Here is a 14,554-nt window from a genome sequence, read left to right on the forward strand (position 1 = left end):
CTGCCGAGGGGTCCGCCGCCGTCGGCCCGGCCGCCGCCGCGAGCCAGGAGGTGGTCGGCACGACCCCACCGGGCCCGGCGCGCTGAGCCGCCGCGTCGTCAGGACCCCCCCGTGGTACGCGACGAGCGGCCGCCCGGGTGGGCGGCCGCTCGTCGGCGGTGCTGCGTCCGGTCAGGCGTCGATCGTGGCCAGGTGCTGCTTGACCTGGATGATCGAGGGGTTGGTCAGGGCGCTGCCGTCGGCGAAACGCAGCGTCGGGACGGTCTGGTTGCCGCCGTTGACGCTCATCACGAACTCCGCGGCCTTCGCGTCCTGCTCGATGTCGACCACCTCGTAGCCGATGCCCTCCCGGTCGAGCTGCGACTTCAGCCGGTGGCAGTAGCCGCACCAGGGGGTCGAGTACATCGTCAGCATGGTCAGATCCTCCAACGGTCCGCGTGGCGGCTTGCCGATCAAGCCCAGGCTAACCGCTGCAACGTCTGGCGGAGCTGAGACAATTCCTCGCTGTGGTGGTTCACTCAGCATCCGAACGCGTGCTCGCCGGGCTCGACCCCGAGCAGCGCTCGGCGGTGACCGCCCCCGCCGGCCCCGTCTGCATCCTGGCCGGCGCCGGCACCGGCAAGACCCGCGCGGTCACCTCCCGGATCGCCCACCGGGCGCTCTCCGGGGAGATCTCCGCCCGGCACGTGCTCGCGGTGACCTTCACGGCCCGCGCCGCCGCCGAGATGCGCGCCCGGCTCACCGCGCTCGGGGTGGGTGGCGTCCAGGCGCGCACCTTCCACGCGGCGGCGCTGCGCCAGGTGCGCTACTTCGCGCCCCGGCTGCTCCAGGGGCGGGCCATGCCCGAGCTGCTGGACAGCAAGGTCCGGCTGGTCACCCTCGCCGCGGCCAAGGCCGGCCTGCGTACCGACCGGGCGGCCGCCCGGGACCTCGCCGGCGAGATCGAGTGGGCGAAGTCGTCGCTGGTGGAACCGGGGGAATACGTCGTCGCGGCGGCGAAGGCGATGCGGGACACCCCGCACGAGCCGGCCCGCGTCGCCGAGGTCTTCGCGGCGTACGAGCGGCTCAAGCGGTCCAACGGGGTGATCGACTTCGAGGACATGCTGCGCGCCGCGGTCTGGGGCATCGAGGAGCACCGGGACGTCGCCGAGCAGGTCCGCGCCCAGTACCGGCACTTCGTCGTCGACGAGTACCAGGACGTCAACCCCCTCCAGCAGCGGCTGCTCCAGGCGTGGCTGGGCGGGCGGGACGACCTGACCGTGGTCGGCGACGCCAGCCAGACGATCTACTCGTTCACCGGGGCCACCTCGTCGTACCTGGTCGACTTCCCGCGCCGGTACCGGGGCGCGACGGTGGTCCGGCTGGTCCGCGACTACCGCTCCACCCCGCAGGTCGTCGGGCTGGCCAACGCGGTCATCTCCCAGGCGCGGGGCACCGAGGCCCGGCTGCGCCTGGAGCTGGTCGGCCAGCGCCCGCCCGGCCCCGAACCGGAGCTGCGGATCTTCACCGACGAGCCGGCCGAGGCCAACGCGGTGGCCGCCCGCTGCCGCGCCCTGGTCGACGCCGGCACCCCGGCGAAGGAGATCGCCGTGCTGTTCCGGACCAACGCGCAGTCCGAGGCGTACGAGAAGGCGCTGACCGAGGCGCAGGTGCCGTACGTGGTGCAGGGGGCGGAGCGGTTCTTCGAGCGGGCCGAGGTGCGGCAGGCGATGGTCGCCCTGCGGGCCGCCACCCGGTCGATCCCCGGGGAGACCCCGCTGCCCGCCGCCGTGGTGGAGGCGCTCACCGCGGTCGGCTGGGCCCCCGACGCCGCCCCGGCCGGTGGCGCCGCCCGCGAGCGGTGGGAGGCGCTCGCCGCGCTGGTGCAACTCGCCGAGGAGTACGCCGCCACCCCGGAGGTGGTGCCGATCGGGCCCGCCGCCTCGGTCGAGCGCCCCGTCACCCTGGCCGACTTCAACGACGAGCTGGCCCGTCGCGCCGCCGCACAGCACGTGCCGACGGTCGACGGGGTGACCCTGGCCTCGCTGCACTCCGCCAAGGGCCTGGAGTGGGACGCGGTCTTCCTGGTCGGCCTCTCCGAGGGCACCCTGCCCACCACGTACGCCAAGACCGTCGAACAGGTCGAGGAGGAACGCCGGTTGCTCTACGTCGGCGTCACCCGGGCGCGCGAGTGGCTCTGGCTGTCGTACGCCTCGGCCCGCTCCCCGGGCGGGCGGGCCCGGCGGCCCTCGCGGTTCCTGCCGCAGCTCGACCGCTCCGGCGGGACGGAGCGGGCCGGGGCCGCTCCGGCGGCGCGTCGGCCCGAGCGCCGCCGGACCCAGATCGTCTCCTGCCGGATCTGCGGCGCCACCCTGCTCGCGGGGCCGGACCGCAAGCTCGGCCGCTGCCCCACCTGCCCCTCGGACATCGACGAGGAGCTGCACGAACGGCTGCACGAGTGGCGCCAGCGGGTGGCCGGCGGGCAGCGGGTACCGGCCTATGTGGTCTTCACCGACGCCACTCTGGTCGCGCTCGCGGAGCGGCGGCCCGGCCGGGCGGAGGAACTGATCGCCATCGCCGGCATCGGGCCCCGGAAACTCGGCCTCTACGGGGAGGCGGTCCTGGCGCTGGTGGCGGGCGCGGCGGTCGACGACGTCTGCCCGGAGAAAACTTTCGAAATCTCGCCGTAAATTCGTTTGCCCTCGCCCCGTGGCGAGGAATAGCCTCATGACACACCTCGCGAGCGGCGCCATTCGGGCTGCTCACGAGGGGTAGAGACCGTATCGGCACGAGTGAACGTCAGAGGAGGTGGTCCCGATGGAGATCGTCTACATCAACGAGCGTCCGGCGGCGCTGCCCGCTGTCGTCGCTCCGTTGTCGGCTGTCCGGGTGGCCCTCGCCACTGCGCGACCGTCGGTTTCCCAGGTGCACCGTGTCGAGGCTCAGGCCGAGCTGATTCTCGCCACCGCGCCAAACGGAAACCAGGGGACCAGTGGCTTCACGGGCAAGGGCGTCGATGCTGTCAAGCGTCACATGGGCGCCCGCGGAGTTCCACCTCGAGGTAGACCGGTCTGATTCTCAGACACCGGCTCACCTCGAGGCCGCGGAACCCGCTACCGGGATCCGCGGCCTCAGTTTTTTGCCCGCCAAGTACGTCGGAAATGCGATCCACGAGATCGAAGTGAGAGAGAGGTGACCGGGCGATGAGTCTGGCGTTGGCCCCACTCGACGTGAGCGTCGAGGTGGAGGCGAACCTGCCCTGCCGGAAGTTCGACCCCGACCTGTGGTTCTCCGACTCGCCCGCCGAGCTCGAGCTGGCCAAGTCGCTCTGCGGGGACTGCCCGCTGCGCGTCGAGTGCCTGGCCGGGGCGGTGGAGCGGGCCGAGCCCTGGGGCGTCTGGGGCGGCGAGATCTTCGAGCGTGGCGCGGTCGTCCCGCGCAAGCGGCCCCGTGGCCGTCCGCGCAAGGAGGACCTCGCCCGCGACGCGGCGCTCCGGGTCGAGGCCGAGGCACGACTGGCGGCCAGTGGGCTGTCCGAGTCGCGCACCACGGTCCGGCTGGCGGCCTGACATGCACCCGATCCAACCCACCCACGCCGGTGTCACGCCGGCGACGAGAGAGCTGACCACCATGCTGAACGTTCTTGACGGAGTCGCCGAGATGCAACTACTTCACGAAGCGTTGTCCCGGGCTCGAATGCGCCGGCCTCAGGCCGGTCGTACCACCACGAGCACTGAGGCAACCCTTTCCGCCCGTACCGTCGCCATGAACAGCCGCAACCGAGCGGCGCGCGACCTGGGCGTTCTCTAGTACCCCACCGATAGGCGAGGGGCGGTGGCCGGAATCCGGCCACCGCCCCTCGTCGCGTTCCCCCGCCCCGTGTCGTCTTCCGCGCGCGTGTCGTCTTCCGCGCGCTGCGCCGTCTTCTTCGCGCCGCGCGCCGCGTCCGGTTGCGCGGCCGTCGTTCAGCCGCCCGCCGAGGGCTGGCCGGCCGACGGGGCGAAGCCGGGCAGCCAGCGCTCCAGGATGCCCCGGTAGGGCGCCTTCGCCTCCAGTTGGCAGAGCACGCCGATCGAGCCGAGCGTCACCCGGTGGATGAGCAGGTACGACGGCGGCAGGTTGAGCTGCCGGCTCAACTGGTACGCGGGGGAGCGGGGGCTGGCCAACCGGGTCGCCTCCGTGCGCAGCCAGGCCCGGGTGAACCGGAACTCCTCGGCGGCGATGGGCTCCAGCATCGGACGGAGGAAGTCGAGTACCGCCTCGGCGTCGATCTCCTCGGTGGAACCGATGAAGCCCTCCGAGCGCAGGCCCGCGACCACCTCATCGGCGTCGCCCCGCAGCGCCAGCGCGGCGATGCGGCCGATCGGCTCGGGCGTGCCCTCCGGCATCCGGGCCACCGCGCCGAAGTCGATCACGCCGAGCCGACCGTCCGCCAGCAGCCGGAAGTTGCCCGGGTGCGGATCGGCGTGCAACAGCCCGGCCCGCTGCGGCGCGGACAGGTGCAGGATGGCCATCAGCCGGCCGGCCTCGTCGCGCTGCTCCTCCGTGCCCTCGCGGATGATCTCCGCCAGTGGGGTGCCCTCGACCCACTCGGTGACCAGGACCCGGGGCGACGCCGAGACCACCGCCGGGATGTGGATCTCCGGATCGTCCGCGTACGCGGCGGCGAAGGCGCGCTGCGACTCGGCCTCCAGCTCGTAGTCGAGTTCCTCGGTGATCCGTTCCCGCAGCTCCGCCAGGAGCGGCTTGACGTCGAGCCCGGGCTGGATCGCCCGGAACATCCCACCGAGGCGGGAGAGCTGCTTGAGGTCGGCGAGCAGGGCGTCGCCGGCGCCCGGATACTGGATCTTGACAGCCACGTCGCGGGTCTGCGGCGCGCCGGACGGCCCGTAGCCCGGTTCCCGCCACACCGCCCGGTGCACCTGGCCGATGCTGGCCGCGGCGGCGGGGGTGTCGTCGAACTCCACGAACCGGTCCCGCCAGTCCGGGCCGAGCTGCTCGGCGAGCACCTTGTGCACGCTGGCCGCCGGCAGCGGCGGCGCCGCCTCCTGGAGCTTGGTCAGCGCCTGCCGGTAGGGGGCGGCGATCTCCTCGGGCAGGGCGGCCTCGAAGACCGACAGCGCCTGCCCGAACTTCATCGCACCGCCCTTGAGCTGCCCCAACACGCTGAAGAGCTGCTCGGCGGTGCGTTGCTGGATCTCCGCGGAGATCACGTCGGAGGCGAGCCCCGTGACGCGCTTACCCATGCCGAGGACGGTCCGACCGGCGAAGCCGAGCGGCAGAGCGGCGAGCTTGGCGGTCCGGGACACGGCCCGGCGCGGGATGTCGGTCACCCGGCCATTGTTACCGACTCCGGGGGCCCGCGGCTGCTCTGCCGCCGGGCTGGGTGCCCGTCCCCGCCTTCGGGGGCGTCACCGGCGCCGTCGCGAACATCCGCAGGAGGGGTGCGGCGGCCACATCCGGCGGCGGAACCGCCCCGCCCCGGTGATCTCCACCGCGCAGCCCAGGGTCTCCGGGGTGCCCCCGTCGAGCTGCGCCAGCGCCTCGGCCGCCGCGTACGCCCCGGCCGCCAGGAGGGTCGCGGTGGCACACGCCTGCTCGCCCGCGCCCGTGGCGAGCTGGGCGGCCAGCGCCGGCCAGTCCGGGTCCCGGTCCGCCCGGTGCAGGTCGAGGCAGTTCAGGCAGGGGCCGGCGGGCGGGCGGACGAGCGGGCCGACCACGGGCACGCCCTCCCGGAGGCCGAGCAGCAGGTGCGGCTGGCGGCGCTGGGCGTGACCGGCGGCGAGCAGGGCGGCCGGTCGGTCCGTACCGAGCTGGACGACCAGGTCGACCCGGCCCCGCCGGAGCGGGCCCGTGCCCGTGCCGGGGGCGGCCCGCTCGACGGCGTCGCGTACCGCCCGGGCGAGCGGACGGCCGAGCGCGGCGGCCGGGATGCCCGTGCCGACCAGGTCCGCCGGCCGCACCGGCCCGGCCAGGTCCGGGTGCACGTGCCCCACCCCGGCCTGGGCCAGCGCCAGGGCGACCGGGGCGCCGAGGCGGCCGGTGCCGCTGACCACCACCCGGGCGGCCAGCCGCCGGCGCAGCACCTGGGCGGGCGTTCCGGGCAGCCGCGCCGAGGCCAGGGCGAGCGCCTCCGCCTCGGCGGTGAGCCGGGCCCGGGGCGGGCCGGCCAGGTCCTTCGGCAGCAGGGTGTGCGCGGGTACGACCAGGCCCGCGGCCCGCAGCGCGTCGAGCAGGGCGCGGGCCTCGTCGGGGGCCACCTCGGCGGCGACGGCGTGCGCCAGGACCAGCCGTTCGCTACGGGTGCCGTCGAGCAGGTCGAGCAGGCGGGCGGCCCGGGGGTCGGCGATCTCCAGCAGCACGGCGCGGCCCGGCTCGACGCCGAGTTGGAGGGTGTGACGGTCCCGCCAGAGTCTGGTGAGGCCCGGCAGCAGGACGGGACGGGGCAGCGTGGCTCGGCGCATGACACCGATCGTGACCGTGTCCGTGCTCACCGTCGATCGTTGTCCACAGGTGCGCGGTGCCCTGTCCAGGGCTGTCCACAGGAAATGCCGGGATATCCACAACCCGCCGGTAACCATGTCGGCGAGCCGACAGTGCGCGACCGGGTGCGCCGGCGGATGAGGCGCGGTCATGCCGGAGGGGGCGGCCGACGGCCGCCCCCTCCGACGCATCCGTACGGGTCAGACCTTCGCCTTGCCCAGGATGCGGTTCACTGTTGTGCCGCATACCGGACACTTGCCCTTGGCCATGTTCATCCCGGTCTTCGAGACCTCGACGCGGCCCTCGAAGTCCCGCTTCTCCTTGCACTTGACGCAGTAACCGTTGTAGGTCTGGGCCTGGTCGGCCACGGTGCCCTCCTCGTCTCGTCCGCCGGCCGATGCCGTCCCGGCGGGGGTTCCCGGCGGCGGGCCACTCGGGCACCGGCGCTGGGTCGTTCTCCCACGGCCACGCTCGTGACCGCTGGTCCGCGGACCCTACCCAGGTGTGGGCGGTTCCATGTCAGCTGTGCTTCGTCACTGTGAGCAAGTCGACGTCGAGAGTGTGCATGGCGAATTACGTCGGATAAGTCAGTTTGGCGGGGACACGCCGACCGAACCCGGCCAGATGCCCCGTGCGGGGACCCCGAGCTGCGCCTGCCACGGAGATCACCTAACGTGGGGGTGCGCCCCGCCGCACCCGGCGGAGGCCAGCGGTGCAACACCTCCGCACCCGCGGACGGCCGCCACGAAGGGTGACGGCGACGATTCACCGTGGCCCGGCAAAAGATTTTTTGGGACTCCTGCCGACCAATCACCATTTTCCGGGCGGGTGTCGGGGTGTTGACCCTTGCGGACCCCTGGTCAGTACGCATTAGCTTTCCTTCGTGACAGGAATCCGAGGCTGCGCGGCCCGCTGATGGCAGGGGCGCGGAAGCCGGTCGTCGAAGTGCGGCGCAGCCAGCGTCGGCGACGCACGGTGTCCGCGTATCGCGACGGTGAACGGGTCGTCGTCCTCATCCCGGACCAGTTCTCCCGCGCCGAGGAGAGCGAGTGGGTCGACCGGATGCTCGCCCGGCTCGCCGCCCGGGAGGGGCGCCTCGCCCGGTCCGACGCCGAGCTGCTCGCCCGGGCCACCCGGCTGATCAAGCTCTACCTCGCCGAACACGGCGCGCAGGCCGTACCGACGAGCGTCCGCTGGGTCACCAACCAGAACGGCCGGTGGGGATCCTGCACCCCGGACGATGGCACGATCCGCATCTCGCACCGCGTCCAGGGGCTGCCGGACTGGGTGATCGACTACGTGCTCCTGCACGAGCTCGCGCACCTCATCGTGCCCAGTCACAACGCGCGGTTCTGGGCGCTCGTCGCGCGCTACCCGAAGTCCGAGCGGGCGCGCGGCTACCTGGAGGGCGTCGCGGCGGCCTCGGGCACCCCGCTGACCGACTGACCCCGTCAGCGCCGCCGCCGGCCACCCGCCGTCCCGACCTCCGCCAACGCCTGCTGCCCGCGCCGGTTTAATCCGCGCTGTCCGCGCTGTCCGCGCTGTCCGCGCCGGCTTCGGGGCGGACGGAGCCGGCGAGATCTTGGTACGCGACGGCCCCTCCAGGGGCACGTTCCTGCCAAGATCTCGACGCGACTCGGGCAGCCGGCTGCTCATGTCGGACGTCGCCGAGCGGGTGGACGCCGCCTTCCCTCGCCCGTGGGTCGTGGCTCGTGGCATGCCCGGCTAGGGTCGTGGGGTGGCCCGACGTGTGGTGGTGGCGTTGCTCGGACCGGTGACCTGGGCGCCGCCCGGCACCGACCCGGTGGACTGGCGGGCCGCGCTCGCCGAGGACGTGGTCGACCTGCTCGCCACGCTCAACGAGGTGGAGACGGCCGTTGCCGTCACCCCGGCGGACCGGGAGTTGGCCGACGCGGTGGTCTGGCCGGGCACGACCGTGTACGAGGTCCCCGAGGCGACCCCGAACGCCGTCTTCGCCGCTCTCGCCGACACCGGCTACGACCAGGTGGCCGTGATCGCCGGCGACGCGCCCGATGTGCCGGGCCTGACCATCGGCAAGCTGCTACGCCCACTCACCACCCGGCCGGTCGCGGTCGCCCCGGTCGAGGGCGGTGGACCGGGGCTGCTCGGTGTGGCCACCCGGCTGCCCGTACCGGCGTGGCTGCCGGCGCTGGACCTGGACACCGCGCGACCCGCGGCCGTGCGCGCGGCGGCGCCGCGACCCGGCGACCTGGCGGTGACCCCGGCCTGGCGGCGCCTGCGTGGGCCGGGCGACCTGGCGTTCCTCGACCCGGCCGTGGAGGGCTGGGAGACCACCCGCGCCCTGCTCTCCGGCACCGCGCAGCCCCGCTGAGCCGACCGCGGGCCGGAAGCGACCCGCACTGGCCCCCTCCGGACCACGGCCGGGCCCCCGACCCCGCGACGCAGCCTGACCTCGCGACGGCAGCCCGACCCCGCGACGAGGGCCGCGCGCGAAGACGGGCGGCCGCCCGACCGTGCGGCGCGACCCGACCGTGCGACGTGAGCCGCCCAACCCCGCGACGCGGGCTGCCCAACCTCGCGCGTGGCCCGACCGTGCGACGTGGGCCGACCCCGCGACGTGGCCCGACCGTGCGACGTGGGCCGACCCCGCGACGTGGCCCGACCGTGCGACGTGGGCCGACCCCGCGACGTGGCCCGACCGCGCAACGTGGGCTGCTTGACCGCGGCGAGGGCCGCCCGACCGTGCGATGAGGGCCGCCCGACCCACCAGGGGTCGGGCGGCCCTCGTCGTCGACGCGGTCAGGGGCGGCTGGCGTCGCCGCCCTCGGGGTCGTCGTCCGGGCGCCGCTGCTCCGGCTCGCCCGGGGCCTTCTCCTCCGGGCCGCCCGGCGCGCTGAAGTCGAAGCTCTCCAACTCACCGAGGTCCCACTCGGACATCGCGAAGGCCACGGGGTCGGCGAAGTCGTCGTCGGAGGGGAGCAGGTCGGGGTGGCCCCACAGGGCGTCCCGGCCGGCGATGCCCCGGTGCTCGGTCAGTGCCGCCCAGAGCGCCGCCGCCTCGCGCAGCCGGCGCGGACGCAGCTCCAGGCCGACCAGCGCCGCGAAGGTCTGCTCGGCCGGGCCACCGGCGGCCCGGCGGCGGCGGAACGCCTCGCCGAGGCTCACCACGTTGGGCAGCCGGCCGCTCGCCGCGCTGTCGACCACGTGGCACACCCAGCCCTCGACCAGGGCCAGGGCGGTCTCGAGCCGGGCCAGCGACGCCTTCTGCGCTGGGCTGTCCTCCGGCGTGAAGATGCCCTCCAGCGCGATCGCCTGCATCGACTCCGGGTCGGTCGGGTCGACCCGGCCCATCGCCTCCTCGATCGCCTCCCGGTTGACCCGGATGCCGGCCGCGTACATCTCGACGGCGTTGAGCACGTGCCCGCGCAGCCACGGCACGTGCTGGAAGAGCCGCTGGTGGGCGGCCTCGCGCAGGGCGACGTAGAGGCGCACCTCGTCCTCGGGCAGCTCCAGGCCCTCGCCGTACGCCCGGATGTTGGCCGGGATCAGCGCGGCCGTGCCGGCCGGGCCGAGCGGCAGCCCGATGTCGCCGGCGGAGAGCACCTCCGCGGCGAGCGAGCCGAGTGCCTGGCCGAGCTGGCCGCCGAAGAGCGCGCCACCGAGGGTGGCGACCATCGACTGCATCGGGCCGAGCTGGGCGCGCGCCTCCGGCGGCACCAGGTCGCCCATCGCGCCGACCATCCGGCTGGCGACCGGGTCGCAGAGCTTGCGCCAGACGTCGAGCGTCTTGTAGATCCACTCGTTGCGGTTCCAGGCCAGCGAGGTCTGGATGCCCGAGGGCAGGGCGGAGGCCGGCTCCAGCCACAGGTCCGCGAGCCGCAACGCCTCCTCCACCGCGTTGCGCTCGAAGGGCGACACCGCCGGGTCGCCCGCGGCGGCGAGTTGGCTGGCGGCCACCTGCCGGGCCAGGTCCCAGTTGACCGGCCCGCTGCCCGACGCGGAGAGCAGGTGCTGCAACTGCGACATGAACTGCTGCATCTGCGCGGGATCGTTGGGGTCTGGTGGTTGCCCACCCGGGAGCGCGAAACCGAACGGAATATCAGGCACGACGTCTACGGTACGCGCGCCGCGCCGCAGGTAGCTGCCGCTGGCGTTGCGCTGAGGGCGAAGTCGCGATTCACCCGCCGGAGGCCCCGATCCTGGTCGGTACGCTCTGCCGCATGAGACGTCGCGGCGTGACCGTCCTGCTCGGTGCTCTGCTCACCGCTCTGCTCAGCATCGGCGTGCTCGGCGCGCCCATCCCGTACGTGGTGCTCGGCCCGGGGCCGACGGTCAACACGCTCGGCAAGGAGAACGGCAAGGAGGTCATCCAGGTCACCGGCCGGGAGACGTCCACCTCCGCCGGCCAGCTCCGGCTGACCACGGTCGGGGTGCAGCCCTCGGTCAAGCTGCGCTCGGCGATCCAGGGCTGGTTCTCCGACGACGAGGCGGTGGTACCCCGCGAGCTGGTGTACCCGCCGGGGGAGAGCCGCAAGCAGGTCGAGGAGCGCAACGCGGAGGACTTCCGGGTCTCGCAGACCAGCGCGGAGACCGCGGCGCTGCGGGAGCTGGGCTTCCCGGTGCAGGTGGTGGTCAAGACCGTCGCCGCCGACGGTCCGGCGGCCGGCGTACTCAAGCCCGGTGACGTGCTGACCTCGGTGGACGGGGAACCGGTCCCGTTGGCCACGCGCCTCACGGACCTGATCAGGGCGAAGCCGGCCGGGACCGCGCTGAGGATCGGCTACACCCGCGAGGGCGCCGCCGCGACGGCGGCGGTCACCAGCCGGGAGCAGGACGGGCGACCCCGCATCGGGGTGGAGATCGAGCAGCAGCAGCCGCACCCGTTCACCCTGAGCATCGACCTGGAGGACATCGGCGGGCCGAGTGCCGGCCTGATGTTCGCCCTCGGCATCGTGGACAAGCTGACCCCGGAGGACCTGACCGGCGGGAAGGTCATCGCTGGCACCGGCACGATCGACGACGCCGGCCGGGTCGGGCCGATCGGTGGCATCGCCCAGAAGTTGGTGGGCGCGAAGGAGGCCGGCGCGGTGGCGTTCCTGGTGCCGGCGGCGAACTGCGCCGAGGCCGTACGCAACCCGCAGCCCGGGTTGCCGCTGCTGAAGGTCGGCTCGCTGGACGAGGCACTGACCGCGCTGGAGACGCTGCGCGCCGGGGGTCAGCCGACCCGTTGCTGACGACGGGCGCGGGCGTTCCCGGCGTACGTGACGGGCCCGCACCGGCCGCCCGTCCGTCGACGCCTCCGCCGCGCGGCGCGACGCCGTGTGACCTTGGACCGACGCGTTCAGGAACACCCCGTACTCTGGGTGCCTGGTCGGAGCCGATCACATCGAGCGTGCGGAGCCAACAGTGGTCATGAAGAGCAGCAGCCCCCTGCCGAGGATGAGCCGACGCGGACGCGTCACGATCGGTGTCCTGGTCGGGGTGTTCGTGCTCTTCACCCTGCTCGGCTGGGGTGTCCGGGCGTGGACGGACTGGCTGTGGTTCGACGAGGTCCGCTACACCGGGGTCTTCACGGGGGTGCTGACGACCCGGCTGCTGCTCTTCTTCGCCGTCGGCCTCGGCATGGCGCTGATAGTCGGCGGCAACCTCTGGCTGGCCCAGCGGCTGCGCCCCCGGATGCGCCCGCACTCGCCGGAGCAGGCCACCCTGGAGCGTTACCGGATGCTGCTGGGCCCCCGGCTAGGCCTGTGGATCACGCTGGTCGCCACCGTGGTCGGCCTCTTCGCCGGGCTGTCGGCGCAGAGCCGGTGGAACCAGTGGCTGCTCTTCCGCAACGGCGGGGACTTCGGCGTGAAGGACCCGGAGTTCGGCATCGACGTCGGCTTCTACGTCTTCCAGTTGCCGTTCCTGCGCTACCTGCTCGGCGTGGGCTTCACCGCCGTGGTGCTCTCCGTGATCGGCGCGCTCGCCGTGCACTACGTCTTCGGCGGCGTCCGCCTCCAGGGCGTCGGCGACCGGATGACCAACGCCGCCCGGGCCCACCTGAGCACGCTCGTCGCGGTCTTCGTCCTGCTCAAGGCGCTCGCGTACGTGCTGGACCGGCGCGCGATGCTGCTGGAGTACGGCAACGGCCCCGTCTACGGCGCCGGTTACGCCGACGTCAACGCGCTGCTGCCGGCCAAGGAGATCCTCGCCTACATCTCCATCGTCGTGGCGATCGCGATCATCGTCTTCTCCAACGCCTGGATGCGGAACCTGGTCTGGCCGGGCATCTCGCTCGCCCTGCTGGGCGTCTCCGCCGTCGCCATCGGCGGTGTCTACCCCTGGGCGGTGCAGACCTTCGAGGTCAAGCCCAGCGCGAAGGAGAAGGAGGCGCCGTACATCGAGCGGAGCATCAAGGCCACCCGCTCGGCGTTCGGCCTGGAGGCGGCCACCACCACGCCGTACGCGGCGAGCAACCTGACCCCGCCGGCGAGCCTCGCCACGGACACCTCCGTGGTGCCGAACATCCGGCTGCTCGACCCGCAACTGGTCTCCGAGACGTACACCCAGCGCCAGCAGGTCCGGCAGTTCTACGACTTCGGCGAGAAGCTGGACGTCGACCGCTACGGCGTCAACGGCAAGGTGCAGGACTACGTGGTGGGCCTGCGCGAGGTCAACTACCGGCAGTTGACCCCCCAGCAGAACACCTGGATCAACCGGCACACCGTCTACACCCACGGCTACGGGCTCGTGGCGGCGCCCGGCAACCGGGTGGTCTGCGGCGGTCAGCCCTTCTTCGTCTCCGGCTTCCTCGGCGACCCGCAGGAGCAGCAGAAGGAGCAGGGCCAGCAGACGAGCGAGCAGTGTGCCTCGCAGACCGAGCAGATCGCGGCGAAGCAGCCCCGCGTCTACTACGGCGAGCGGATGGACGCCAGCGACTACGCGATCGTCGGCCAGAGCGACCCGGCGCGGAAGGCGGAGTTCGACCGCCCGGTCGGCGAGGGCGGCGAGTCCTACACCTACACCGGTGAGGGCGGCGTCGAGATCGGCTCGTTCACCCGGCGGCTGCTCTACGCGATCAAGGAGCAGGAGTCGAACTTCCTGCTCTCCGACGCGGTCAACGACAACTCGAAGCTGCTCTACGTGCGCAACCCCCGCGACCGGGTGGAGAAGGTCGCCCCGTTCCTCACCCTCGACGGCGACCCGTACCCGGCGGTGGTCGACGGCCGGATCCAGTGGATCATCGACGGTTACACCACGGCGGCGACCTACCCGTACGCCGAGCGCGTCAACCTCCAGGAGCAGACGGCCGACGAGCTGACCGGGCGGGGCACCTTCCAGCTCGCCCGGGAGAACGTCAACTACATCCGCAACTCCGTGAAGGCCACCGTCGACGCGTACGACGGCACGGTCCGGCTCTACGAGTTCGACGAGACCGACCCGGTGCTCAAGGCGTGGAACAAGGCGTTCGGCGGTGACCTGGTGCTGCCGAAGTCGGAGATCCCGGCCGAGCTGGCCGAGCACTTCCGCTACCCGGCCGACCTGTTCAAGGTGCAGCGCAACCTGCTGACCCGGTTCCACGTGACCGACCCCGGCGCCTTCTACTCCGAGACGGACTTCTGGCAGGTGCCGAACGTGCCGGACGCCCCCGACACCGGCCAGAAGCAGCCGCCCTACTACCTCTACACGCAGTTCCCCGGCCAGGAGTCGGCGCGCTTCCAGCTCACCTCGGCGGTCACCCCGAACGGCCGGGAGAACCTCGCCGCGCTGATCTCCGGGTCGTACGTGGACGGGCAGCCGAGACTGGAGGTGCTCGACCTGCCCGACCAGACCCGGGTCTCCGGCCCGGTGCAGGTGCACCAGTCGATGACCAACAACGCGAACATCCGGCAGCAGCTCAACCTGCTCCAGTCCCAGCAGGCCCAGGTGCAGTACGGCAACCTGCTCTCCCTGCCGTTCGGCGACGGCATGCTCTACATCGAGCCGGTCTACGTGAAGACCGCCGCGCAGAACGCGCCGCCGCTGTTGCAGCGGGTGCTGATGTCGTACGGCGACGGCGGCTCCTACGTGGTGCTGGCCAACAACGTGACCGACGGCATCAAGCAGCTCGTCGAGCAGGGCAAGCAGG

General features: G+C 73.0%; 12 protein-coding genes. 7 read left to right on the plus strand and 5 right to left on the minus strand.

Features of this window, described 5'->3' with window-relative positions; genetic code table 11:
• Positions 1-171: 171 nt before the first annotated feature.
• Positions 172-414, minus strand: a complete 243-nt coding sequence (locus F6X68_RS22005) for a mycoredoxin (RefSeq protein ID WP_151456061.1) — start codon at positions 412-414, stop codon at positions 172-174.
• A 92-nt stretch (positions 415-506) separates the two neighbouring features.
• On the opposite strand from F6X68_RS22005, the gene F6X68_RS22010 reads away from it, so the two are divergent.
• The 3 genes from F6X68_RS22010 (at position 507) to F6X68_RS22020 (ending at position 3,548) form a co-directional block, all read left to right on the plus strand.
• Positions 507-2,669, plus strand: a complete 2,163-nt coding sequence (locus F6X68_RS22010) for an ATP-dependent DNA helicase UvrD2 (RefSeq protein ID WP_151456062.1) — start codon at positions 507-509, stop codon at positions 2,667-2,669.
• A 127-nt stretch (positions 2,670-2,796) separates the two neighbouring features.
• A complete protein-coding gene (locus tag F6X68_RS22015) occupies positions 2,797-3,054 on the plus strand; it encodes a hypothetical protein (protein ID WP_151456063.1) in 258 nt (85 codons plus the stop codon).
• Positions 3,055-3,182: 128 nt separating this feature from the next.
• A complete protein-coding gene (locus F6X68_RS22020; protein ID WP_088998544.1) occupies positions 3,183-3,548 on the plus strand; it encodes a WhiB family transcriptional regulator in 366 nt (121 codons plus the stop codon).
• Positions 3,549-3,944: 396 nt separating this feature from the next.
• Here F6X68_RS22020 and F6X68_RS22030 read toward each other — a convergent pair whose 3' ends face one another.
• The 3 genes from F6X68_RS22030 to F6X68_RS33620 all read right to left on the minus strand — a co-directional run bounded on the left by F6X68_RS22030 (position 3,945) and on the right by F6X68_RS33620 (position 6,830).
• On the minus strand, positions 3,945-5,312 hold the full coding sequence (locus F6X68_RS22030) for an AarF/ABC1/UbiB kinase family protein (protein WP_151456064.1): 1,368 nt from the start codon (positions 5,310-5,312) through the stop codon (positions 3,945-3,947).
• A 78-nt stretch (positions 5,313-5,390) separates the two neighbouring features.
• Positions 5,391-6,443 carry a TOMM precursor leader peptide-binding protein gene (locus tag F6X68_RS22035; protein WP_151456068.1) on the minus strand — a complete coding sequence of 351 codons (1,053 nt, stop codon included), beginning with the start codon at positions 6,441-6,443 and terminating at the stop codon, positions 5,391-5,393.
• A gap of 219 nt (positions 6,444-6,662) precedes the next feature.
• Positions 6,663-6,830, minus strand: coding sequence for a DUF5679 domain-containing protein (locus F6X68_RS33620; RefSeq protein ID WP_012014940.1), 168 nt, complete (start codon positions 6,828-6,830; stop codon positions 6,663-6,665).
• A 547-nt stretch (positions 6,831-7,377) separates the two neighbouring features.
• On the opposite strand from F6X68_RS33620, the gene F6X68_RS22040 reads away from it, so the two are divergent.
• A complete protein-coding gene (locus F6X68_RS22040; RefSeq protein ID WP_132231076.1) occupies positions 7,378-7,908 on the plus strand; it encodes a M48 family metallopeptidase in 531 nt (176 codons plus the stop codon).
• Positions 7,909-8,200: 292 nt separating this feature from the next.
• On the plus strand, positions 8,201-8,815 hold the full coding sequence (locus F6X68_RS22045) for a hypothetical protein (protein ID WP_151456065.1): 615 nt from the start codon (positions 8,201-8,203) through the stop codon (positions 8,813-8,815).
• Positions 8,816-9,243: 428 nt separating this feature from the next.
• On the opposite strand, the gene F6X68_RS22050 is transcribed toward F6X68_RS22045, so the two are convergent.
• The gene (locus F6X68_RS22050; RefSeq protein ID WP_165947701.1) at positions 9,244-10,551 is read right to left on the minus strand and encodes a zinc-dependent metalloprotease; all 1,308 of its coding nucleotides are present in this window, start codon (positions 10,549-10,551) and stop codon (positions 9,244-9,246) included.
• Positions 10,552-10,664: 113 nt separating this feature from the next.
• Between F6X68_RS22050 and F6X68_RS22055 the strand changes: the two genes are divergently transcribed.
• Both F6X68_RS22055 and F6X68_RS22060 read left to right on the plus strand, forming a co-directional pair.
• Positions 10,665-11,678 (plus strand): PDZ domain-containing protein, encoded by a 1,014-nt coding sequence (locus F6X68_RS22055; protein ID WP_151456066.1) that lies wholly within the window; start codon positions 10,665-10,667, stop codon positions 11,676-11,678.
• Positions 11,679-11,856: 178 nt separating this feature from the next.
• Positions 11,857-14,554, plus strand: a 2,698-nt coding sequence (locus F6X68_RS22060; protein ID WP_192581490.1) for a UPF0182 family protein, incomplete at its 3' end; no start/stop codon positions are given.

The organism is Micromonospora sp. AMSO12t (genome assembly GCF_008806585.1).
In the GTDB taxonomy this organism is placed as follows: domain Bacteria; phylum Actinomycetota; class Actinomycetes; order Mycobacteriales; family Micromonosporaceae; genus Micromonospora; species Micromonospora reichwaldensis.

What these genes read in the sequence shown, in the direction of transcription:
- F6X68_RS22005 (WP_151456061.1), bottom strand. Translation starts at nt 414, where the DNA reads ATGCTGACGATGTACTCGACCCCCTGGTGCGGCTACTGCCACCGGCTG.
- F6X68_RS22020 (WP_088998544.1), top strand. Translation starts at nt 3,183, where the DNA reads ATGAGTCTGGCGTTGGCCCCACTCGACGTGAGCGTCGAGGTGGAGGCG.
- F6X68_RS22015 (WP_151456063.1), top strand. Translation starts at nt 2,797, where the DNA reads ATGGAGATCGTCTACATCAACGAGCGTCCGGCGGCGCTGCCCGCTGTC.
- F6X68_RS22035 (WP_151456068.1), bottom strand. Translation starts at nt 6,443, where the DNA reads ATGCGCCGAGCCACGCTGCCCCGTCCCGTCCTGCTGCCGGGCCTCACC.
- F6X68_RS22040 (WP_132231076.1), top strand. Translation starts at nt 7,378, where the DNA reads ATGGCAGGGGCGCGGAAGCCGGTCGTCGAAGTGCGGCGCAGCCAGCGT.
- F6X68_RS22055 (WP_151456066.1), top strand. Translation starts at nt 10,665, where the DNA reads ATGAGACGTCGCGGCGTGACCGTCCTGCTCGGTGCTCTGCTCACCGCT.